At 74.5% G+C, this 21,997-nt stretch carries 21 protein-coding genes; 1 reads left to right on the forward strand and 20 read right to left on the reverse strand.

The window, feature by feature from the left end; translation table 11 throughout:
• Positions 1-181: 181 nt before the first annotated feature.
• The 14 genes from ACGF15_RS18455 to hisI form a co-directional block, all read right to left on the reverse strand.
• On the reverse strand, positions 182-1,642 hold the full coding sequence (locus tag ACGF15_RS18455; protein WP_345614680.1) for a glutamate synthase subunit beta: 1,461 nt from the start codon (positions 1,640-1,642) through the stop codon (positions 182-184).
• Positions 1,635-6,194 (reverse strand): glutamate synthase large subunit, encoded by a 4,560-nt coding sequence (gltB, locus tag ACGF15_RS18460; protein ID WP_345614679.1) that lies wholly within the window; start codon positions 6,192-6,194, stop codon positions 1,635-1,637. Before gltB ends, ACGF15_RS18455 begins: the two co-directional genes overlap by 8 nt.
• A gap of 465 nt (positions 6,195-6,659) precedes the next feature.
• Positions 6,660-7,388 (reverse strand): VIT1/CCC1 transporter family protein, encoded by a 729-nt coding sequence (locus tag ACGF15_RS18465; RefSeq protein WP_345614678.1) that lies wholly within the window; start codon positions 7,386-7,388, stop codon positions 6,660-6,662.
• Positions 7,389-7,696: 308 nt separating this feature from the next.
• A complete protein-coding gene (gene lgt / locus ACGF15_RS18470) occupies positions 7,697-8,758 on the reverse strand; it encodes a prolipoprotein diacylglyceryl transferase (RefSeq protein ID WP_392800162.1) in 1,062 nt (353 codons plus the stop codon).
• A gap of 96 nt (positions 8,759-8,854) precedes the next feature.
• Entirely contained in the window at positions 8,855-9,691 is an 837-nt protein-coding gene (locus tag ACGF15_RS18475) for a thioredoxin domain-containing protein (protein WP_392800165.1), read from the reverse strand.
• A 63-nt stretch (positions 9,692-9,754) separates the two neighbouring features.
• Positions 9,755-10,570 (reverse strand): tryptophan synthase subunit alpha, encoded by an 816-nt coding sequence (gene trpA, locus ACGF15_RS18480; protein ID WP_256526353.1) that lies wholly within the window; start codon positions 10,568-10,570, stop codon positions 9,755-9,757.
• Positions 10,567-11,859 (reverse strand): tryptophan synthase subunit beta, encoded by a 1,293-nt coding sequence (gene trpB / locus ACGF15_RS18485; RefSeq protein WP_345614673.1) that lies wholly within the window; start codon positions 11,857-11,859, stop codon positions 10,567-10,569. Before trpB ends, trpA begins: the two co-directional genes overlap by 4 nt.
• Positions 11,860-12,189: 330 nt before the next feature.
• On the reverse strand, positions 12,190-12,456 hold the full coding sequence (gene trpM, locus ACGF15_RS18490) for a tryptophan biosynthesis modulator TrpM (protein WP_345614672.1): 267 nt from the start codon (positions 12,454-12,456) through the stop codon (positions 12,190-12,192).
• 7 nt (positions 12,457-12,463) lie between these two features.
• A complete protein-coding gene (trpC, locus tag ACGF15_RS18495) occupies positions 12,464-13,273 on the reverse strand; it encodes an indole-3-glycerol phosphate synthase TrpC (RefSeq protein WP_256526350.1) in 810 nt (269 codons plus the stop codon).
• A gap of 113 nt (positions 13,274-13,386) precedes the next feature.
• The gene (locus ACGF15_RS18500; protein ID WP_392800170.1) at positions 13,387-14,010 is read right to left on the reverse strand and encodes a DUF2752 domain-containing protein; all 624 of its coding nucleotides are present in this window, start codon (positions 14,008-14,010) and stop codon (positions 13,387-13,389) included.
• A gap of 85 nt (positions 14,011-14,095) precedes the next feature.
• A complete protein-coding gene (locus tag ACGF15_RS18505) occupies positions 14,096-14,350 on the reverse strand; it encodes an HGxxPAAW family protein (RefSeq protein ID WP_392800173.1) in 255 nt (84 codons plus the stop codon).
• A 106-nt stretch (positions 14,351-14,456) separates the two neighbouring features.
• Positions 14,457-15,146: a TIGR02234 family membrane protein gene (locus ACGF15_RS18510; protein ID WP_392800175.1), complete on the reverse strand. Its 690-nt coding sequence runs from the start codon at positions 15,144-15,146 to the stop codon at positions 14,457-14,459.
• 6 nt (positions 15,147-15,152) lie between these two features.
• On the reverse strand, positions 15,153-16,664 hold the full coding sequence (locus tag ACGF15_RS18515; RefSeq protein ID WP_345614668.1) for an anthranilate synthase component I: 1,512 nt from the start codon (positions 16,662-16,664) through the stop codon (positions 15,153-15,155).
• 11 nt (positions 16,665-16,675) lie between these two features.
• Positions 16,676-17,047, reverse strand: a complete 372-nt coding sequence (hisI, locus tag ACGF15_RS18520; RefSeq protein ID WP_345614667.1) for a phosphoribosyl-AMP cyclohydrolase — start codon at positions 17,045-17,047, stop codon at positions 16,676-16,678.
• Between the two features lie 144 nt (positions 17,048-17,191).
• Here hisI and ACGF15_RS18525 point away from each other — a divergent pair, with 144 nt between their 5' ends.
• Positions 17,192-17,824 (forward strand): TIGR03085 family metal-binding protein, encoded by a 633-nt coding sequence (locus ACGF15_RS18525; protein ID WP_345614666.1) that lies wholly within the window; start codon positions 17,192-17,194, stop codon positions 17,822-17,824.
• Positions 17,825-17,877: 53 nt separating this feature from the next.
• Here ACGF15_RS18525 and ACGF15_RS18530 read toward each other — a convergent pair whose 3' ends face one another.
• The 6 genes from ACGF15_RS18530 to ACGF15_RS18555 form a co-directional block, all read right to left on the reverse strand.
• Complete coding sequence (locus tag ACGF15_RS18530; RefSeq protein ID WP_392800410.1) at positions 17,878-19,068, reverse strand: MFS transporter; 1,191 nt, start codon at positions 19,066-19,068, stop codon at positions 17,878-17,880.
• Between the two features lie 221 nt (positions 19,069-19,289).
• Entirely contained in the window at positions 19,290-20,045 is a 756-nt protein-coding gene (gene hisF / locus ACGF15_RS18535) for an imidazole glycerol phosphate synthase subunit HisF (RefSeq protein WP_256526343.1), read from the reverse strand.
• Complete coding sequence (locus tag ACGF15_RS18540) at positions 20,042-20,458, reverse strand: RidA family protein (protein ID WP_345614665.1); 417 nt, start codon at positions 20,456-20,458, stop codon at positions 20,042-20,044. The genes hisF and ACGF15_RS18540 overlap by 4 nt, the downstream gene beginning before the upstream one ends.
• Complete coding sequence (priA, locus tag ACGF15_RS18545) at positions 20,455-21,183, reverse strand: bifunctional 1-(5-phosphoribosyl)-5-((5-phosphoribosylamino)methylideneamino)imidazole-4-carboxamide isomerase/phosphoribosylanthranilate isomerase PriA (protein WP_256526341.1); 729 nt, start codon at positions 21,181-21,183, stop codon at positions 20,455-20,457. Before priA ends, ACGF15_RS18540 begins: the two co-directional genes overlap by 4 nt.
• Positions 21,180-21,821, reverse strand: a complete 642-nt coding sequence (gene hisH, locus ACGF15_RS18550; RefSeq protein ID WP_392800182.1) for an imidazole glycerol phosphate synthase subunit HisH — start codon at positions 21,819-21,821, stop codon at positions 21,180-21,182. Before hisH ends, priA begins: the two co-directional genes overlap by 4 nt.
• A gap of 5 nt (positions 21,822-21,826) precedes the next feature.
• Positions 21,827-21,994, reverse strand: coding sequence for a hypothetical protein (locus ACGF15_RS18555; RefSeq protein ID WP_256526339.1), 168 nt, complete (start codon positions 21,992-21,994; stop codon positions 21,827-21,829).
• Positions 21,995-21,997 lie beyond the last annotated feature (3 nt).

A 21,997-nucleotide genomic window follows, 5' to 3' on the forward strand; every position in this document is an offset into this window, starting at 1 on the left:
CGCCCCCCGGAAGGGCCGGGGTGCGGCCGTCCGCGACCGGACCCGGACATGCCGCGGCGCCCGCCGGGTCCGGTCGGGGACGGGCGGGCGCCGCGCTAGTTCCGCACGCCGTTGTACGGGACGTCTTCGATGGCCCCCTCGGGGCCGGTCACCGCCCCGTCGGGGGCGGCGGTGCCGGTCGTCAGACCGTCAGCGCGCGGTCCGTGGGCCGGATCGGCGCCGGCAGCTGGCTCGCACCGGTCAGGTAGCGGTCGACACCGCGGGCGGCCGAGCGGCCCTCCGCGATCGCCCAGACGATCAGCGACTGGCCGCGGCCCGCGTCACCGGCGACGAACACGCCGTCGACGTTGGTCGCGAAGTCCGCGTCGCGGGCGACGTTGCCCCGGGCGTCGAGCTCCAGCCCGAACTGCTCGACCAGGCCGTTGGACTGGTCGATGCCGGTGAAGCCCATGGCGAGCGTCACCAGCTGGGCCGGGATACGACGCTCGGTGCCGGGCTTCTGCTCCAGCTTGCCGTCCCTGAACTCTACCTCCACCAGGTTCAGTGCCTGGACATGGCCCTCCTCGTCGCCCTCGAAGGCGGTGGTCGAGACGGAGTAGACCCGCTCGCCGCCCTCCTCGTGCGCCGAGGTGACCTTGTAGAGCATGGGGAAGGTGGGCCACGGCTGCCCGGCGTTCCGCTCCTCGCCCGGGCGCGGCATGATCTCCAGCTGGGTGACCGAGGCCGCGCCCTGGCGGTGGGCGGTGCCGACGCAGTCCGCGCCGGTGTCGCCGCCGCCGATCACGACCACGTGCTTGCCCTCGGCCGTGATGGGCGGCGCCACGAAGTCGCCCTCCTGCACCTTGTTGGCGAGCGGCAGGTACTCCATCGCGAAGTGGACGCCGTTCAGCTCGCGGCCGGGGACCGGCAGGTCGCGGGAGACGGTGGAACCGGCGGCGATGACGACCGCGTCGTAGCGGCGGCGCAGCGCGTCCGCCGGCATGTCGGTGCCGATCTCCACCTCGGTGCGGAACTTGGTGCCCTCCGCGCGCATCTGCTCGATGCGGCGGTTGATGTGCACCTTCTCCATCTTGAACTCGGGGATGCCGTAGCGCAGCAGCCCGCCGATGCGGTCGGCGCGCTCGTAGACGACCACGGTGTGGCCCGCCCGGGTGAGCTGCTGGGCGGCGGCCAGGCCCGCGGGGCCGGAGCCGATGACGGCGACGGTCTTGCCCGAGAGGCGCTCGGGCGGCTGCGGGGTGACGCCGCCGGAGTCCCACGCCCGGTCGATGATCGAGACCTCGACGTTCTTGATGGTGACGGCCGGCTGGTTGATGCCGAGCACGCACGCGGCCTCACAGGGCGCCGGGCAGAGGCGGCCGGTGAACTCCGGGAAGTTGTTGGTCGCGTGCAGTCGCTCGGACGCGGCCGACCAGTCCTCCCGGTAGGCGTAGTCGTTCCACTCGGGGATCAGGTTCCCGAGGGGGCAGCCGTTGTGGCAGAACGGGATGCCGCAGTCCATGCAGCGCCCGGCCTGCTTGCTGATGATCGGCAGGAGGGAGCCGGGGACGTAGACCTCGTTCCAGTCCCTGACGCGCTCCGCCACGGGGCGGGTCTCGGCGACCTCGCGCCCGGTGGTCAGGAAGCCCTTGGGGTCAGCCATGGGTCGCCGCCTCCATCATCTTCTCGGTGGTCTCCTGCTCGGAGAGACCGGCGAGCTCAGCGGCGTCCTTGGCGGCGAGCACGGCCTTGTACGTGGTCGGGATGATCTTGCTGAACCGGGCCGCGGCGGCGGGCCAGTCGGCAAGGAGCCTCTCGGCGACGGTGGAGCCCGTCTCCTCGTGGTGGCGGCGCACGACGTCGTGCAGCCACCGCAGGTCGGCCTCGGACGGGGCCTCGATCGCCGCCAGGTTGCCGGCGTTGACGTTGTCCCGGTCCAGGTCGATGACGTAGGCGACGCCGCCGGACATGCCGGCCGCGAAGTTGCGGCCGGTCTCGCCGAGGACGACCGCGTGGCCGCCGGTCATGTACTCGCAGCCGTGGTCGCCCACGCCCTCGGAGACGACCAGCGCGCCGGAGTTGCGGACGCAGAAGCGCTCGCCGGTGCGGCCGCGGAGGAACATCTCCCCGCCGGTGGCACCGTAGCCGATGGTGTTGCCGGCGATGGTCGAGTACTCCGCGAGGTGGTCGGCGCCCCGGTCGGGGCGGACGACGACCCGGCCGCCGGAGAGGCCCTTGCCCACGTAGTCGTTGGCGTCGCCCTCCAGGCGGAGGGTGACACCGCGCGGCACGAAGGCGCCGAAGGACTGGCCGGCGCTGCCGGTGAAGGTGATGTCGATGGTGTCATCGGGCAGCCCCGCACCGCCGAACCGCTTGGTCACCTCGTGGCCGAGCATGGTGCCGACCGTGCGGTTGATGTTGCGGATGGCGACCTGGGCGCGCACCGGCGACGCCTGCTCGGCGCTCGCGGCGCCCAGCGCGTCGGCCGCGAGCCTGACCAGCTCGTTGTCGAGCGCCTTCGCCAGCCCGTGGTCCTGCTCGACGAGCTGGTGGCGCACCGCTCCCTCGGGCAGCTCGGGGACGTGGAAGAGCGGGGCCAGGTCCAGGCCCTGCGCCTTCCAGTGGTCGACCGCCCGCGTGGTGTCGAGCAGCTCGGCGTGGCCGACGGCCTCCTGAAGGGTGCGGAAGCCGAGCTCGGCGAGGAGCTCGCGGACCTCCTCCGCGATGAACTCGAAGAAGTTCACCACGAACTCGGCCTTGCCGGAGAAGCGCTCGCGCAGCACCGGGTTCTGGGTGGCGATGCCGACCGGGCAGGTGTCCAGGTGGCAGACGCGCATCATCACGCAGCCGGAGACGACCAGCGGCGCGGTGGCGAAGCCGAACTCCTCGGCGCCCAGCAGGGCGGCGATGACCACGTCGCGGCCGGTCTTGAGCTGGCCGTCGGTCTGCACCACGATCCGGTCGCGCAGGCCGTTGAGGAGCAGCGTCTGCTGGGTCTCGGCGAGGCCGAGCTCCCAGGGGCCGCCCGCGTGCTTCAGCGAGGTCAGCGGGGAGGCGCCGGTGCCTCCGTCGTGGCCCGAGATCAGGACGACGTCCGCGTGGGCCTTGGAGACGCCCGCGGCGACGGTGCCGACACCGACCTCGGAGACCAGCTTCACGTGGATGCGGGCCGCCGGGTTGGCGTTCTTCAGGTCGTGGATGAGCTGGGCGAGGTCCTCGATGGAGTAGATGTCGTGGTGCGGCGGCGGGGAGATGAGCCCGACGCCCGGCGTGGAGTGCCGGGTCTTCGCCACCCACGGGTAGACCTTGTGGCCGGGCAGCTGGCCGCCCTCGCCGGGCTTGGCGCCCTGGGCCATCTTGATCTGGATGTCGTCCGCGTTGACCAGGTACTCGCTGGTCACGCCGAAGCGGCCGGAGGCGACCTGCTTGATGGAGGAGCGGCGCTCGGGGTCGTACAGGCGCTCCGGGTCCTCGCCGCCCTCGCCGGTGTTGGACTTGCCGCCCAGCCGGTTCATGGCGATCGCCAGGGTCTCGTGCGCCTCCCGGGAGATGGAGCCGTAGGACATGGCGCCGGTGGAGAAGCGCTTGACGATCTCGGAGACCGGCTCGACCTCCTCCAGCGGGACGGAGGGCCGCTCGGAGGAGAAGCCGAACAGGCCGCGCAGCGTCATCAGGCGCTCGGACTGCTCGTTGACACGGTCCGTGTACTGCCGGAAGACGTCGTACCGCTTGGTGCGGGTGGCGTGCTGGAGGCGGAAGACGGTCTCCGGGTCGAACAGGTGGGGCTCGCCCTCGCGGCGCCACTGGTACTCGCCGCCGATCTCCAGCGCGCGGTGCGCGGAGGGGATGCCGGACGCGGGGTACGCCTTGGCGTGGCGGGCGGCCACCTCCTGGGCCACGACGTCCAGCCCGGCGCCGCCGATCTTGGTGGCGGTGCCGTGGAAGTACCGGGCCACGAAGCCCTCGTCCAGGCCGACGGCCTCGAAGACCTGCGCGCCCCGGTAGGAGGCCACGGTGGAGATGCCCATCTTGGACATGACCTTCAGCACGCCCTTGCCGAGCGCGTGGATCAGGTTCCGGATGGCCTTCTCGGGCTCGGTGCCCTCGATGAAGGTGCCGGCGCGGACCAGGTCCTCGACGGACTCCATGGCCAGGTAGGGGTTGACGGCGGCCGCGCCGTAGCCGATGAGGAGCGCGACGTGGTGCACCTCGCGGACGTCGCCCGCCTCGACCAGCAGGCCCACCTGGGTGCGCTGCTTGGTGCCGATGAGGTGGTGGTGCACGGCGGAGGTGAGCAGCAGCGAGGGGATCGGCGCGTGCTCGGCGTCGGAGTGCCGGTCCGACAGGACGATGAGGCGGGCGCCGTTGGCGATGGCCGCGTCGGCCTCGGCGCAGATCTCCTCCAGGCGCGCGGCGAGGGCGTCGCCTCCGCCGGAGACCCGGTACAGGCCGGCGAGGGTGGCGGCCTTCATGCCGGGCATGTCGCCGTCGGCGTTGATGTGGATGAGCTTGGCCAGCTCGTCGTTGTCGATCACCGGGAAGGGCAGCGTGACACTGCGGCAGGACGCGGCGGTCGGCTCCAGCAGGTTGCCCTGGGGTCCGAGCGAGGAGTGCAGCGAGGTGACGAGCTCCTCGCGGATGGCGTCCAGCGGCGGGTTGGTGACCTGCGCGAACAGCTGGGTGAAGTAGTCGAAGAGCAGCCGGGGGCGCTCGGAGAGGGCCGCGATCGGCGAGTCCGTGCCCATGGAGCCGATCGGCTCGGCGGCGCTGCGGGCCATCGGGGCCAGCAGGACGCGCAGCTCCTCCTCGGTGTAGCCGAAGGTCTGCTGGCGGCGGGTGACCGAGGCGTGGGTGTGGACGATGTGCTCGCGCTCGGGCAGGTCCTCCAGCTCGATCTCGCCGGTCTCCAGCCACTCCGCGTAGGGGGCCTCGGCGGCGAGGGCGGACTTGATCTCGTCGTCCTCGATGATCCGGTGCTCGGCGGTGTCCACCAGGAACATGCGGCCGGGCTGGAGGCGTCCCTTGCGGACCACCCTGGCGGGGTCGATGTCGAGGACGCCGACCTCGGAGGACAGCACCACGAGGCCCTCGTCGGTGACCCAGTAGCGGCCGGGGCGCAGCCCGTTGCGGTCCAGCACGGCGCCGACCTGGGTGCCGTCGGTGAAGGTGACGCAGGCGGGGCCGTCCCAGGGCTCCATCATCGTGGAGTGGTACTGGTAGAAGGCGCGGCGGGCGGGGTCCATGGAGTCGTGGTTCTCCCACGCCTCGGGGACCATCATCAGCACGGCGTGGGGCAGCGAGCGGCCGCCGAGGTGGAGCAGTTCCAGCACCTCGTCGAAGGAGGCCGAGTCGGAGGCGTCCGGCGTGCAGACCGGGAAGATGCGGTCCAGTTCGCCCTCGCCGAAGAGCCCGGAGGCGAGCTGGGACTCGCGGGCGCGCATCCAGTTGCGGTTGCCCTTGACCGTGTTGATCTCGCCGTTGTGGGCGACGAAGCGGTACGGGTGGGCGAGCGGCCAGCTCGGGAAGGTGTTGGTGGAGAACCGCGAGTGCACGAGGGCGACCGCGGTGGCGCAGCGCCGGTCGGACAGGTCGGGGAAGAAGGGCTCCAGCTGGCCGGTGGTCAGCATGCCCTTGTAGACGATCGTGCGCGAGGAGAGCGAGGGGAAGTACACCCCGGCCTCGCGCTCGGCGCGCTTGCGGAGCACGAAGGCCTTGCGGTCCAGGGCGATGCCGGAGCTCTCGCCGTCGGCGACGAAGAGCTGGCGGAACGACGGCATGGTGGCGCGCGCGCCGTTGCCGAGCAGGTCGGGCGCGACGGGGACCTCGCGCCAGCCGAGGACGTCCAGGCCCTCCTCGGCGGCCAGGGCCTCGATGCGGGCGGTCGCGGTGCCGTCCTCCTCGGCCGGCAGGAAGGCGATGCCGACCGCGTAGGAGCCGGCCTCGGGGAGGTCGATGCCGGCCACCTCGCGCAGGAAGGCGTCGGGCACCTGCAGGAGGATGCCCGCGCCGTCGCCCGAGTCGGGCTCGGAGCCGGTGGCGCCGCGGTGCTCGAGGTTCCGCAGTACGGTCAGCGCCTGCTCGACCAGCTCATGGCTGGCAACACCGGTGAGGGTGGCCACGAACCCGACACCGCAGGCGTCGTGTTCGTTACGGGGGTCGTACATCCCCTGGGGGGCGGGGCGACCGTCCATGGGCGACCAGGCGTCGGAACGCATCGGCTCTCCCGTCGTCGTCGTGGCATGTGCTGTGCCGAGGGACGACGTTGGCCCTGGCGAAATTTCGTGCAGGTTACATGATGGCGTGCTTCTCGGAAAGTGGATAGAGCATTCCAACATGCGGACACCGCAGAGGATGCGGTGACGGGAGGCGCCCCGGAGGGGAGGACCGGAGGAACGGGAGGAATCGGATGGACCCACGGCCCCCGAGGGGCGGACGCGGCCGGGCTTCGTTGCCCGCAGCGCTTTCGGCTCATGCCCGGGGATTGCGGAATCGAAACCACCGGGTAACGACTACATATGTGGCGCCTTGCATAGTGTCCCACTCCCGGGGCGTCCAGGGGAGGGACGTATGTCACAGGGTCGGGCACCGGGCGCGGAAACGCCAGCGTGCCGTCCCGGAATCCGGGACGGCACGGCGGAAAAGCGTTCCTGCGGGGGCGGCCGGGCGGGCACCCCCGTGGGTCAGACGGCGGCGCCGATCAGGGTTCCGAGCCCGTAGGTGACGGCCGCGGCCGTACCGCCGAGGAGCAGCTGCCGGAGCCCGCTGAACCACCAGCCGCGCGCTGTGACCTTTGCCACCAGGGCGCCGCAGGCGAAGAGACCGACCAGCCCCAGCAGCACGGCCGGCCACAGGGACTGGGCCCCGAGCAGGTACGGGAGCACGGGCAGCAGCGCGCCCAGCGAGAAGGACCCGAACGAGGAGACCGCGGCGACCAGCGGCGAGGGCAGGTCGTCGGGGTCGATGCCCAGCTCCTCGCGGGCATGGATCTCCAGCGCCTGCTCCGGGTCCTTCGAGAGCTGCATCGCCACCTCGCGGGCCAGGTCGGGCTGGACCCCGCGGGCCACGTAGAGGGCGGCCAGCTCCTCCATCTCGTCGACCGGGTGCTTGCGCAGCTCGCGCCGCTCGACCTCCAGCTCGGCCTGGACGAGCTCGCGCTGCGAGGCGACCGAGGTGTACTCGCCGGCCGCCATCGAGCAGGCGCCCGCGGCCAGACCGGCCAGCCCGGTGACGACGATCGTCTGCTGGGAGACGGCGCCGCCGGCCACGCCGGTCATCAGGGCCAGGTTGGAGACCAGCCCGTCCATCGCCCCGAAGACCGCCGGGCGCAGCCAGCCGCCGTTCACGTCGCGGTGGGTGTGGTTGTCCCGGTGCGCCTCGTGCAGCGCGGCCCCGGACTCGATGACGGACACGACTCTCCCCTCTCCGGCGGTCCGCTGCGTGCGGAACCGCCCTGCGATGCTTCGAAAATACGCACGATGTAAGGGGTGCGCTAGCAAGGCAGGCCGTACTTACCCGGAGGAGGGGAGCACCGGGGCCGCCCGGGCCGGGCCGTCCGGCGGTGCCCCGGACGAGCGGACGGCCCCGGCCGCGGGTGCCCCGCCCGGCCGCGCGTGCCCGGCCGCGGCACCAGGCCGGCGCGGCGGCCGGAGACGCGGGACCGCCCCGGGCGGGTGCCCGGGGCGGTCCTCGCGGATGCGGGGTGTGCGGCGACCGGCCGCTACTCGCCGCCGGCGTCCGACGCCGCGGCGTCGGCGGTCGTCCCGGGCGCCTCGGCCGTCCGGTCGGCCGCGCCACCGGACGGCTTGCCGTCCGCAGCCCCGTCCGAGGGCTTCGCCTCGCCGGAACCCGCCGCGCCGTCGCCGTCGGCAGCGGTCGCCGGGTCCGTGTCCGCGGTCCCCTCCGCGTCCGGCTTCCCGCCCTTGCGCCCCTCGGAGCCGGCCTTCGCCGAGGACGGCAGCTCCGGCTCCACCACGGACTCGCGCCCGGGCCGCAGACGCGCGGAGACGATCATGTAGACGACCGCCGCGGTGAAGACCAGGATCGAGGTCCACAGGTTGAGCCGCAGGCCGAGGATGTGGTGCGCCTCGTCGACGCGCATGTACTCGATCCAGCCGCGACCGGCCGTGTAGGCGGCGACGTACAGGGCGAAGGCCCGGCCGTGGCCGAGGCGGAAGCGCCGGTCCGCCCAGAACACCAGCGCCGCCACCCCGAGGCACCAGAGCGACTCGTAGAGGAAGGTCGGGTGGTAGGTGGCCAGCTCGGGGGTGGCGTCCGGGCGGTACGCCGGATCGATCCGCAGCCCCCAGGGCAGGTCCGTCGGGCGGCCGTAGAGTTCCTGGTTGAACCAGTTCCCCCAGCGGCCGATGGCCTGCGCGATCGCCAGTCCCGGTGCCACGGCGTCGGCGTACGGCGGCAGCGCGATGCCCCGGCGGCGGCAGCCGATCCAGGCACCCAGCGCGCCCATGGCGACCGCGCCCCAGATGCCGAGGCCGCCCTCCCAGATCTTGAACGCGTCGACCCAGTCGCGGCCCTCGCCGAAGTACAGCTGGTAGTCGGTGATGACGTGGTACAGGCGCCCGCCGGCGAGTCCGAACGGAACCGCCCAGACGGCGATGTCCCAGGTCGTGCCCTTCTTCCCGCCCCGCGCGACCCAGCGGCGGTCGACGATCCAGAGGGCGGTGAACAGACCGGCGAGGATGCAGAAGGCGTAGCCGCGCAGCGGGACCGGTCCGAGTTCGAGGACTCCGGTCGAGGGGCTGGGAATGTAGGCGATGTCCATGGCAGCAACGACGCTACCCTGCCGGGCGGGACACGGGGCAGCCCACCCGGCAACTTCTGGGTAACGAGGCGCCCTCGGGCCGGCGGGACCAGGGGCTCAGGGGGCCTCGGAGCTCCCGGCGCCCGGGGCCGGGGTCGCCGCACCGGGCTCCTTGCCCTCGTTCGCCTCCTCGACCCACTTCTTGAAGTTGGCCACCGAGATCTGCTCCTCGCCCTTGGTCGGGAAGATCGACTCCCCGTTGAGCAGGACGGTCGGCGTACCGCGGAAGCCGCCCTCGGTGAAGGCCAGCCCCGACTTCTCCACCCAGGTGTCGTGGACGCCCTCGTTCACACAGCTGCGGAACGCGGGGGTGTCCAGCCCCTCCACCTGGCCCGCCAGCTCGATCAGGCGGGCGTTGTCCGCGAAGTCGTCGTCCTGCTCCGGCGGCTGGTTGGCGAAGAGCACGTCGTGGTACGCGGCGAACTCGCCCGCGTCCTGGGCGCAGGCGGCGGCGTTCGCGGCCCGCAGCGAGCCGGAACCGCCCATGTTGCCGTCGATGATGGTGGCCAGGTGGTACTCGACCCTGAGCTCCCCGGCGCCGACCATGTCGTGGATGGTGCCCCGGAGCGCGTTCTCGAACTGGGCGCAGGCGGGGCAGCGGAAGTCCTCCCAGACGGTGAGGGTGGACGGGGCGTCGTCCGCGCCGACGGGGATGGCGAGCTGCTCCTCGCCCTGCGCACCGCTCGGGGCGCTCAGCGGTCCCGCCTGCGACCCGCCCGAGTCCTTGCCGCTGTTCGCCGCGAGGAGGCCCACCACGGCCGCCAGGCCGAGGACGCCCACGACCGCCGCGGCCACGATCACCGTACGGCGGCGGCGCTCACGCGCCTTCTCCCGCTCGCGTTCCTTCTGGAGCCGCTCGCGGGCGCTCCCCTTGCGTTCTTGGTTGTCGCTCACGCACCGCCAACGAACCGGGGAGGCACGGGCGTGCCTCCCCGGTCCCACATCCACCCGTTCGAGCTACCCGGACCGGCGGACACCCCGGGCGAGGTCGCCCGCCAGTTCGCGTACCGCGGCCACGGCCGCGGCGTCCCCGTCCGCGTCCAGCATCCGCTTGACGAAGGCCGAGCCGACGATCACCCCGTCCGCGAAGGACGCCACCTCGGCGGCCTGCTCGGGGTTGGAGACGCCGAGCCCGACGCAGACCGGCAGTTCGCAGGTGGCCCGGGTGCGGCGCACCAGGTCGGCCGCCTGCTCCCCCACGGAGGCACGGGTTCCGGTGACGCCCATCAGGGAGGCCGCGTACACGAAGCCGCTGCCGGCGGCGGTGATCTTCGCCAGCCGCTCGTCCTTGCTGCTGGGGGCGACGACGAAGACGGTGGCCAGCCCGTGCTTCTCCGCGTGCTCCCGCCACAGCGCCGACTCCTGGACCGGCAGGTCGGGCAGGATGCACCCGGCACCGCCGGCCTCGGCGAGCTCCGCGGCGAAGCGCTCGGCACCGTAGCGGTCCACCGGGTTCCAGTAGGTCATCACCAGGACCGGCTTGCCGGTCGCCGCATGGGCCTCGCGCACCGTGCGCAGGACGTCGGCGATGCGCACCCCGCCGCGCAGGGCGATGTCGTCGGCGGTCTGGATGACGGGGCCGTCCAGGACCGGGTCGCTGTGCGGGAGCCCCACCTCGACGATGTCGGCTCCCCCGTCGAAGGCGGCCTTGACCGCCTCGATGCCGACCTCGACGGTCGGGAAGCCCGCGGGCAGGTAGGCGATGAGCGCCGCCCGGCCCTCCGCGCGGGCGGCCGCCAGGGTCCGGTTCAGCAGGTCGACGGTGCCGCTCATTCGGCGTCCCCCTGGATCTCGGCGGCGCCGTCGTCGGCGGAGGCGTCGGCCTCGACCCGGGCGTCGGTGTCGTAGAGCCCGAAGTAGCGGGCCGCGGTGTCCATGTCCTTGTCGCCCCGGCCGGAGAGGTTGACCACGAGCAGTCCCTCGGGCCCGAGTTCGCGCCCGACCTCCAGCGCGCCCGCGAGGGCGTGCGCGGACTCGATGGCGGGGATGATGCCCTCGGTGCGCGACAGCAGCCGCAGGGCCTGCATCGCGGCGTCGTCGGTGACGGCGCGGTACTCGCCCCGCCCGCTGTCCTTGAGGTACGCGTGCTCCGGGCCGATGCCCGGGTAGTCGAGGCCCGCCGAGATCGAGTACGGCTCGGTGATCTGGCCCTCGTCGTCCTGGAGGACGTAGCTGCGCGAGCCGTGCAGGATGCCGGGCTCCCCCGCGGTCAGGGTGGCCGCGTGCTCCCCGGTCTCCACCCCGTGGCCGCCCGGCTCGCAGCCGATCAGCCGGACCCCGGTGTCGGGCACGAAGGCGTGGAAGAGGCCGATGGCGTTGGAGCCGCCCCCCACGCAGGCCACGGCCGCGTCGGGCAGCCGCCCGGTCCGCTCCAGCAGCTGGCGGCGGGCCTCCACGCCGATGACGCGGTGGAAGTCGCGCACCATGGCCGGGAAGGGGTGGGGTCCGGCGACGGTCCCGAAGAGGTAGTGGGTGTGGTCCACGTTGGCGACCCAGTCGCGGAACGCCTCGTTGATGGCGTCCTTCAGGGTGCGGCTGCCGGACCCCACGGCCACGACCTCGGCGCCGAGCATCCGCATCCGTGCCACGTTGAGCGCCTGCCGCCGGGTGTCGACCTCGCCCATGTAGATGGTGCAGTCGAGGCCGAACAGGGCGCAGGCGGTGGCGGTCGCCACGCCGTGCTGCCCGGCGCCGGTCTCGGCGATCACCCGGGTCTTGCCCATGCGCCGGGTGAGCAGTGCCTGCCCCAGCACGTTGTTGATCTTGTGTGAGCCGGTGTGGTTCAGGTCCTCCCGCTTGAGGAAGATCCGGGCTCCGCCGGCGTGCTCGGCGAAGCGGGGCACCTCGGTCAGCGCGCTGGGGCGGCCGGTGTAGTCGGCCAGCAGGGCGCCGAGCTCCTCGGCGAACGCGGGGTCGCCCTTGGCCTTCTCGTACTCGGCGGCCACCTCCTCGACGGCGGCGACGAGCGCCTCCGGGATGAACGTGCCGCCGAACGCGCCGAAGTAGCCGTCCGCGGTGGGGACCAGGCCTTCCGGGTCCGGGATGAAGAAGTCGCTGCACATGGCGACGGAGCTCCTTAGCTCAGGGGACGTGGGGTCTGCGGGTGCGGGGAGCGCGCGGGCCGCCGCGTCCCGTGCCCCGCCGCGCTGCGCCCGGGCGGCGGACGGCGGGCGCGGGGGTGCCGCGCCCGCGGCCGGCCGTGCGGCGGTCGGGGCGGGGGTGGGGAGCGGCGGGTGCTCCGCGGCGACGCGGCGGGCGGGCCGTCCGGGCGGGTCCCGAGGGGGCGGACGCCCGGTCCGGCGCAGCCGGGGGCGGTCCGGGGCGGCCGACCCGCACGCCACGGGGGCGGGCAGGGGTGTGCCGCGTTCCGGTCGGGACGGTGCCGCAGACGGTCAGCGGCCGTCGCGCGCTCGCTCCGGGCGCCATCGCATCCCGTTGACCTGGCCCGGCTCGTCGCCTATCACATAGCGCACCCGGCGTCCGTGGACGCGGCGTGCGGGCGCCCGGCAGCCGCGCGGACGGCAGCCGCGGGCGAGCCGGGCGTAGGGGTCCCCGGGCGCCGCCGCGGCCGCGGCGCGGGCGGCACGGCCCGCGGGCGACACCTCCGAGCCGCCCGGGCGGGTGCCCGGGGCCGGTGCGGAGCGGGGCGCGGGGGTCATGGCGGGGTCAGTCCCGGCCCTGGCGCAGGGCCGGGTGGGCGCCCGCGGCGACCAGGTCGGCGACGGCCGCCTTCGGGTCGCGTCCGGTGACGAGGGACTCGCCCACCAGCACGGCGTCGGCACCGGCGTTGGCGTAGGCGATGAGGTCGTGCGGGCCGCGCACACCGGACTCCGCGACCTTGACGACGTGCGCGGGGATCTCGGGGGCGACGCGCTCGAAGGTGGAGCGGTCGACCTTGAGGGTCTTCAGGTCGCGGGCGTTGACGCCGATGATCCGGGCCCCCGCCTCGACCGCGCGCTCGGTCTCCTCCTCGTCGTGGACCTCCACGAGGGGCGTGAGGCCGATGGACTCGGCGCGCTCGATCAGCGAGACCAGCGCCTCCTGCTCCAGCGCGGCGACGATCAGCAGCACCACGTCCGCACCGTAGGCGCGGGCCTCCCAGAGCTGGTAGGCGGTGACGATGAAGTCCTTGCGCAGCACCGGGACGTCGACCCGGGCGCGAACGGCCTCCAGGTCGGCGAGCGAGCCGCCGAAGCGGCGCTCCTCGGTGAGCACGGAGATGACGGCGGCGCCCCCCGCCTCGTAGTCCGCGGCGAGCGCGGCGGGGTCGGCGATGGCGGCGAGCGCGCCCTTGGAGGGGCTGGAGCGCTTCACCTCGCAGATCACCTGGACGCCCTCGCCCCGCAGTGCGGCGACGCCGTCCCGGGCCGCCGGGGCCTTGGCGGCGCGCTCCTTGAGCTCGTCGAGGCTGACGCGCGCCTGCCGTTCCGCGAGGTCGGCGCGCACACCTTCGATGATCTCGTCGAGCACACTCACGCGAGCGGCCCCCTTCCGGGAGGTGGTAGCGGTCCGATACAGCCGTCTCGATGGTATCCGTATGCGGGCGGTGGGCCCGCATCCGGCCACCGCCTGTCCCACGACCTGGGACGTCAGGGGGCCAGCAGGGTGCCGAAGGGAAGGTTCCGCACGACGCTGAAGACGGCGAGGAGGCTCCCGACGAGCCACCACCAGGCGGGCGCGAGCACGATCCGGGTACGGCGGCCGCGGGCGGCGCGAACCAGCCACACGACCCACACGACGGCGAAGGCCAGGTATCCGGCGACGGCCGCCGCGTTGGACCCGAGCGCGGCCGGCAGGTCGCCGTGGACGAAGGCGTGGGCGCTGCGCAGCCCCCCGCAGCCGGGGCAGTAGATGCCGGTGAGGGCGAGCAGGGGGCAGACCGGGTAGTGGCCGGGTTCGTTCGGGTCGACGGCGCCCACGTAGGCGAAGGCGCCGGCCACGGCGGCGAGGGTCGCCAGCGGGGCGGCGAGCCGCCGGGCGAGGGAGTGGGGCCCGCCGGGCGCCGCGGGAGCGGGGGCGCCGGGGTAAGGCCCCGGGGGGCGTCCGGGGGCATGGGCGGGGCGCCACCCGGGGGTTCCGGGGCCGTGCGCGGCCTCCGGGGCGCCGGGGGGGCCGCCGGGCTCGGGCGGCGCCGCGGCGGGGCCCGGCGGGAGCGTGGCGGACGCGGAGGGCTCGGTGGACGGGGCGGCCGGTGAGGGCGGGGTCGCGGTCACGGTGGTGATTGTCCCCGCTCGACGACGGCGGCGCAGCACGGCCCTCCGTGCTGCGCCGCCGTTCGGTGCGCCGGGTGCCGCCGGGTCAGGCGACCGCGCCCTCCCGGGCAGCGGCACGGGCACGGGCCTCGACGACCGCCTCCGGCTCCTTCGGCGTACCCATGCCCGCGACCTTCATGGCCCCGCCGACGACCGCGCCGAGCGCGATGACGGCGCAGCCGGCCCAGAACCCCACGGGGCTGTCCGCGACCATGAACAGGCCCGCGGCGCAGAAACCGATGAAGGCGATGATGACGCCGGTCCAGGCGGCCGGGGTGTGTCCGTGGCTGCTGCCCGCCATGAGTGTGCTCCTCGTGTCCGATGCGCTGTCGTGAGCCGGTGCTCCTGAGGTGAGCCGGACGCTCCCCGCCATTGTCCCGCACGCCGGGCGCGCCGATGACCCGGGGTCATGCTTCGCGGGTCGGGTCCTCGCCGCGGTCGAGCGCCTTCCACAGGTCCTCGGGCCGATCGGGGTCGACGGCGGCGGGTGCGGGGCGCCTGCGGGGCGTGCCGTCGCGCTCGTACCGGCCCGACATCGCCGGCCAGCGGGCGCCGAAGCGCAGCGCGAGGACCCCGGCGAGCAGGATCAGCAGCCCGCCGGCCGCGGCGGCATGGGGCCACGCGGTGTGGGTGAGGCCGTGGACGGCCGCCGCGGCGTCGCCGGTGGTGCGGGCCGCCGCCTCGTCCAGGGCGGCCCGGTCGGAGGAGCCCAGCAGGGCCGCGGCCACCGTGCCCGCCCCGCTGAGCGCGAGGAGCGCGGACACGAGGAGCCGGCCCCCGCGCCGCACCGCGAAGAGGGCGACCAGGGCGGCCAGCGCGACGACCGCCAGGGCGCTGGGCACACCGGTGACGTCGCTGCCCGTGGCCTCCAGGGCCACGGTCCCCCCGCCGACCTCGGCACGGCCCTCGGCCCAGATCCGGCCGGAGGCGAGCAGGACGGCGGTGGACCCGGCGGAGCCGAGGAGCAGGGCGGCGGCCAGACTGCGGCGGGCGCCGCCGGGGGCGGGGGCGGCCGGGGCGTCGGGCGCGGCCGGGGCGTCGGGCGCGGCCTCGGCACGGGGCGGGGGTACGGGCGGCAGGGCACTCACGCCCCCCACTATCCCTCACCCCCCGGTGCGGCTGCCCAGCCGGTTGGCGGTGTGCACGGCCCGCAGCACCGCGGCGGCCTTGTTGCGGCACTCGGTGTCCTCGGCCACGGGGTCGGAGTCGGCGACCACACCCGCCCCGGCCTGCACGTACGCGGTGCCGTCGCGCAGCAGGGCGGTGCGGATGGCGATGGCCGTGTCGGAGTCCCCGGCGAAGTCGAGATAGCCGACGGCGCCTCCGTACAGGCCGCGGCGGGCGGGTTCCAGTTCGTCGATGATCTGCATGGCGCGCGGCTTGGGGGCTCCGGAGAGGGTGCCCGCCGGGAAGCAGGCGGCGAGGACGTCGAAGGCGGTCCGCCCCTCGGCGACCCGGCCGGTGACGGTGGAGACGATGTGCATGACGTGCGAGTAGCGCTCGATGGACATGAAGTCGACCACCTCGACGGTGCCCGGGGCGCAGACCCGCCCCAGGTCGTTGCGCCCGAGGTCGACGAGCATCAGGTGCTCGGCCCGCTCCTTGGGGTCGGCGAGCAGTTCCTCCGCCAGGTCGTGGTCCTCCTGGGGGGTGGCGCCGCGGGGTCGGGTGCCGGCGATGGGGTGGACCATGGCCCGGCCGTCCTCGACCTTGACCAGGGCCTCGGGGCTGGAGCCGACGACGTCGAAGCCCTCGAAGCGGAAGAGGTACATGTACGGCGAGGGGTTGGTGGCCCGCAGCACCCGGTAGACGTCGAGGGCGCTGGCCGTGCAGGGCGTCTCGAAGCGCTGCGAGGGGACGACCTGGAAGGCCTCGCCCGCCCGGATGCGCTCCTTGATGTCCTCGACGGCCTCCTGGTAGTCCGCGCCTCCCCAGCGGGCGGAGAACTCCGGCAGCTCGGAGGGCGGCAGCACGGCCGGAGCGGAGGGCAGGGCCCGGGCCAGGTCGGCCTCCATGGCGTCCAGCCGGGCGACCGCGCCCGCGTACGCCTCGTCCACCCCGGTGTCGAGGTCGTTGTGGTTGATCGCGTTGGCGATCAGCAGCACGGTGCCGTCCCAGTGGTCGAGGACGGCCAGGTCGGAGGTGAGCAGCATGGTCAGCTCGGGCAGGCCGAGGTCGTCGTGGTCGCCCGGGCCGATCCGCTCCAGCCGCCTGACGATGTCGTAGCCGAGGTAGCCCACCATGCCGCCGGTGAAGGGGGGCATGACCGAGTCCGGTCCGCCGTCGGCGGGGGCGGGGGGCGTGTGGAGGGCCTGGATGGTCTCGCGCAGGGCGTGCAGCGGGTCGCCGCCGTCGGGCACGCCCACGGGCGGGGTGCCCAGCCAGTGGGCCTGGCCGTCGCGGACCGTGAGGGTGGCGTCGGAGCGTACGCCGACGAAGGAGTACCGCGACCAGGACCGCCCGTTCTCCGCGGACTCCAGCAGGAAGGTGCCCGGGCGCTCGGCCGCGAGCTTGCGGTAGAGCCCGACGGGCGTGTCGCCGTCGGCGAGCAGGCGGCGGCTCACGGGGATGACCCGGCGGTCGGCGGCCAGCTTCCGGAAGGTGTCGAGATCCATGGCGGCAGACCCTACTGGTCGAGGAGCACGTCGGCGTCGAAGCAGGTGCGGGCGCCGGTGTGGCAGGCGGCTCCGACCTGGTCGACCTTGACGAGCACGGTGTCGGCGTCGCAGTCCAGCGCCACCGACTTCACGAGCTGGACGTGCCCGGAGGTGTCGCCCTTCACCCAGTACTCCCCGCGGCTGCGCGACCAGTAGGTGCAGCGGCCGGTGGTCAGGGTGCGGTGGAGCGCCTCGTCGTCCATCCACCCCAGCATCAGCACCTCCCCGGTGTCGTACTGCTGGGCGATGGCGGGGACGAGGCCGTCGGCGCTTCGCTTGAGCCGGGCGGCGACCGCGGGGTCGAGGGCGCTGTCGGGGACGCTGCTGGTCATGCACGCCATTGTGCCGTGCCGCGGGGCGGGCGCGGACGCCGCGTCCGTGCACCGGACCCGGCGCCGCCCGCGCCCCGGGCCGCCGGCGGTACCGGCGACGCACCCCGCGCGCCCGCTGGGCGCACCGGGCGGTACCGCCGTACGCTGGCGGTCATGTCGACCCATGCCAAGCGTGAACGGCTCCTGCTCGCAGACCTGTTGGAGGCCGCGGGCCCCGACGCCCCGACCCTGTGCGGCGACTGGCGGACCCTGGACCTCGCCGCCCATGTGGTGATGCGCGAGCGCCGGCCGGACGCGGCGGGCGGGATCCTGCTCACGGCGTTGAAGGAGCGGACGGAGCGGATCCGGTCCGAGTTCGCCGCCAAGCCGTACGGCGAGCTGCTCACCCTCATCCGCACGGGGCCGCCGCGGATGTCCCCGTACGCGATCAAGCAGATCGACGAGGCGGCCAACACGGTCGAGTTCTTCGTGCACGCCGAGGACGTGCGCCGGGCGCAGCCCGACTGGACCCCCCGGGACCTCGACCCGGTCTTCGAGAACGTGCTCTGGGCCCGGCTGGAGAAGGCGGCGCGGCTGCTGGGCCGCCGCTCACCCGTCGGCCTGGTGCTGCGGCGCCCGGACGGCCGGACGGCGGTGGCCCACCGGGGTGCGCCGGTGGTCACGGTGACCGGGCAGCCGGGCGAGCTGACGCTGTTCGCCTTCGGGCGGCAGGCGGTGGCGCGGGTCGACCTGGAGGGCGACAAGGACACCATCGCGCAGGTGACCGAGGCCCGGCTCGGTTTCTGACGCCCGGATCGCCGCCGGGCGGTACGGCGGGCGGTCGCGGTGCGGCGGGCGGCTCAGCCGGGCAGCTCGGCCCGCCGCAGCGGGCCCCGGGCGAGGCCGAGCACGGCGCCCGCGGCACAGACCGCGGCGCTCACGGCGAACACCGGGGCGGTGCCCCACAGGCCGACGGCGGCTCCGGTGAGCGGGAAGCTCAGCGGAGCCAGGCCCAGGCTGACGAAGGTCGCCAGCGAGGTGACCCGGCCCAGGTGGGCGGGGTCCGCCGCGGTCTGCAGCAGCGCACCGCACAGCGAACCGCTGACGCCGGTGAGCACCCCGACGGCCGCGGCCACCGCCACCGCCGCCGCGAGGTGGGCGACGAGGGCCAGCCCGGCGATGGCGGCGGAGCCGGCGAGCAGCGCCCCGCACATCACCAGACCGGCCCGGGGCAGGCGGCCGCGCACGGCGAGCAGCAGCGAGGCGGCGCCGGAGCCCGCGGCGAAGCCCGCGAGCACCCAGCCGAGCCCGGTGGCGCCCCAGCCCCGGGCGTCGGCGAGCAGCGCCAGGCCGACGCCGAGCGGGCCGACGAAGCCGAGGTCGCTGACGGCGACCACGGCCACCAGGGGCCCGAGGACGGGGTGGCGGCGCACATGGCGCAGCCCGCCCGCCAGCTCCGCCGGGAACCCGCCGCGCCCCGCCCGGTCCTGCTGAGGCTCGGGAGGCAGCGGGGACACCCGCAGGGCGAGCAGCAGGGGCAGGCCGGCGGCGAACAGGGCCCCGGCCGCGGCGAAGGCGGCCGCCGGCCCGCCGAGGGCGACCGCCGCCCCGGCGAGCGGCGCGCCGACGACCGCGGCTCCGCGGCCCGCGAGTCCGCGCAGGCCCTGGATCCTGGCGAGCTGGCCGAGGGGTGCGATCCGCGGGGGCAGCGCGCCCACCGCGGGCATGAACACCGCGTCCAGGGCGCCGAACACCAGCGCGGCGGCTGCCAGCAGCCACAGCCCGGGCGCGGCCAGCCACAGCCACGCGGCCAGGCCGAGGACGACCGCGGCGCGGGCGGCGTCCGTGCCGATCACGACCCGGCGCGGCCCGAGCCGGTCGGCGAGCACTCCCCCGCCGAGCATCAGCAGGGCGCGCGGGACCGCGCTGACGGCCATCACCACACCCGCCTGGACGGCACCGCCGGAGCGGGTCGCCGCCCAGGTGAGGGCGAGGTAGTAGACGCTGTCCCCGGTCGCCGACGCCGCGTAGGCGGCCAGCCAGCGGAGCACGTTGGCGTCCCGGTGGGCGGGGCGCCCGGGGGACGGCGCCGCCGGGGGCGGCGGGCAGCCCGGCGCGGCGGCACCGGGCGCCCCGGGGCGGGGCGGGGGCTGCGGGGCCGTGGGCGGGGTCACCTCGGGGGCCTTTCGGGGGGAGCGGGATGCGGGCGGGCGCGGCGAAGGCCCCTGGGAACCGCCGTGGCGGCGGATCCCGGGGGCCTTCGGGGCGGGGGTCAGCGGACCGGGTGGCCCGCCTCCCGCAGGGCGTCCTTCACCTCGGCGATCCGCAGGTCGCCGAAGTGGAACACGGAGGCGGCGAGCACCGCGTCCGCGCCCGCGTCGATGGCGGGCGCGAAGTCGGCCGCCCTCCCGGCGCCGCCGGAGGCGATCACCGGGACGGTGACATGCCGGCGGACGGCGGCGATCATCTCCGTGTCGTAGCCGTCCTTGGTGCCGTCGGCGTCCATGGAGTTCAGCAGGATCTCGCCCGCACCGAGCTCGGCCGCGCGGTGGGCCCACTCGACCGCGTCGATGCCGGTGCCCCGGCGGCCGCCGTGCGTGGTGACCTCGAAGGAGCCCTCGGCGGTGCGCCGGGCGTCGACCGACAGCACCAGCACCTGGCGGCCGAAGCGTTCGGCGATCTCGCGGATCAGCTCCGGCCGGGCGATGGCCGCGGTGTTGACGCCGACCTTGTCCGCACCGGCCCTCAGCAGGCGGTCCACGTCGTCGGCGGAGCGCACGCCGCCGCCCACGGTGAGCGGGATGAAGACCTGCTCGGCGGTGCGGCGGACCACGTCGTAGGTGGTCTCGCGGTTGCCGGAGGAGGCGGTGATGTCCAGGAAGGTCAGCTCGTCGGCGCCCTCGGCGTCGTAGAGCTTGGCCATCTCGACCGGGTCGCCCGCGTCGCGCAGGTCGCGGAAGTTGACGCCCTTGACGACGCGCCCGGCGTCGACGTCCAGGCAGGGGATGACGCGTACCGCGAGGGTCATGCGGTTCCTCCCTCGGTCGCGGTGGGGTGCCGGTAGGCCTCGACCTCGACCTCGACCACCAGCGAGGGGTCGACGAAGCCGGAGACGATCACCATGGAGGCGGCCGGGCGGACGTCCCCGAAGAGCTCCCGGTGGGCGCGGCCGACCTCGTCGACGTCCCGGGCGTGGGTGAGGTACATCCGGGTGCGCACGACGTCGGCCGCGCCCAGACCGAACTGCTTCAGGGCGTCGAGGGCCACGCCGAAGGCGGTCAGGGCCTGCTCGTGGGGGCTGCCGGCGGCGATCTCGCCGCCGACGACGGAGGTGCAGCCGGAGACCAGGACCAGGCCGTTCGGCAGCCGGACGGCCCGGGAGTAGCCGAAGGCCTCCTCCCAGGGGCCGTCCGAGCCGACGCGGTCGACGGATCCGGTCACGCCGACACCGCCGCGAGTGCCTCCTGGAGCGTGAAGGCCTCGGCGTAGAGGGCCTTGCCGACGATGGCGCCCTCGACGCCCTCGGGCACCAGGGCGGACAGCGCCCGCAGGTCGTCCAGGGAGGAGACGCCGCCGGAGGCGACGACCGGCTTGTCGGTCGCGGCGCAGACGTTGCGCAGCAGCTCCAGGTTGGGGCCCTGGAGGGTGCCGTCCTTGGCGATGTCGGTCACCACGTAGCGGGCGCAGCCCTCGGAGTCGAGGCGGGCGAGGGTCTCGTAGAGGTCGCCGCCGTCGCGGGTCCAGCCTCGGCCGCGCAGCGTGGTGCCGCGGACGTCCAGTCCGACGGCGATGCGGTCGCCGTGCTCGGCGATCACCTTGGCGACCCACTCGGGGGTCTCCAGGGCCGCGGTGCCGAGGTTGACGCGGCGGCAGCCGGTGGCGAGCGCGGCGGCGAGCGAGGCGTCGTCGCGGATGCCGCCGGAGAGCTCGACCTTGATGTCCATGGCACCGGCGACCTCGGCGATCAGCTCCCGGTTGTCGCCGGTGCCGAAGGCCGCGTCGAGGTCGACCAGGTGCAGCCACTCGGCACCGGCGCGCTGCCAGGCGAGGGCGGCCTCCAGCGGGGAGCCGTAGGAGGTCTCGGTGCCGGACTCGCCGTGCACGAGGCGGACGGCCTGCCCGTCGCGGACGTCGACGGCGGGGAGGAGTTCAAGCGTGCTGCTCACAGTGTTCCGATCCAGTTGGTGAGGAGCTGGGCTCCGGCGTCGCCGGACTTCTCGGGGTGGAACTGGGTGGCCCACAGCGCGCCGTTCTCGACGGCGGCGACGAAGCGCTCGCCGTGGGTGGACCAGGTGACCTGAGGGGCGCGCAGGGCCGGGTTGGCGGTTTCTAGCTCCCACCCGTGCACGGCGTAGGAGTGCACGAAGTAGAAGCGCTCCTGCGTGCCGAGCCCGGCGAACAGGGCGCTGTCCTCGGGGGCGTCCACGGTGTTCCAGCCCATGTGGGGGACGACCGGGGCCTTCAGCGGGCCGACGGTGCCGGGCCACTCGTCGAGGCCCTCGGTCTCGACTCCGTGCTCGATGCCGCGGGAGAAGAGGATCTGCATGCCGACGCAGATGCCCATGACGGGCCGGCCGCCCGCCAGGCGCCGGCCGACGACCCAGTCGCCGCGGGCCTGCTTCAGGCCCTGCATGCAGGCGGAGAAGGCACCGACGCCCGGCACCAGCAGTCCGTCGGCGTTCATGGCCGTGTCGTAGTCGCGGGTGATCTCGACCTCGGCGCCGACGCGGGCCAGGGCGCGCTCGGCCGAGCGGACGTTGCCGAAGCCGTAGTCGAAGACGACGACCTTCTTGGATGTGCTCATGGCGCTCACTCCCAGATTCCCTGGATCCGCAGGACGCCCGCGAGCAGGCACATGAAGGAGGCTCCGGCGAGGAGCCCGATCACGCCCCGGGGCAGGCCCTGCTTGGCGAAGGAGTAGACCCCGCCGGCGAGGAAGAGCCCCACGACGATCAGGATGGTGGACAGACCCGTCATCTC

It is taken from the genome of Streptomyces sp. NPDC048001, from assembly GCF_043203115.1.
Classification (GTDB): domain Bacteria; phylum Actinomycetota; class Actinomycetes; order Streptomycetales; family Streptomycetaceae; genus Streptomyces; species Streptomyces sanyensis.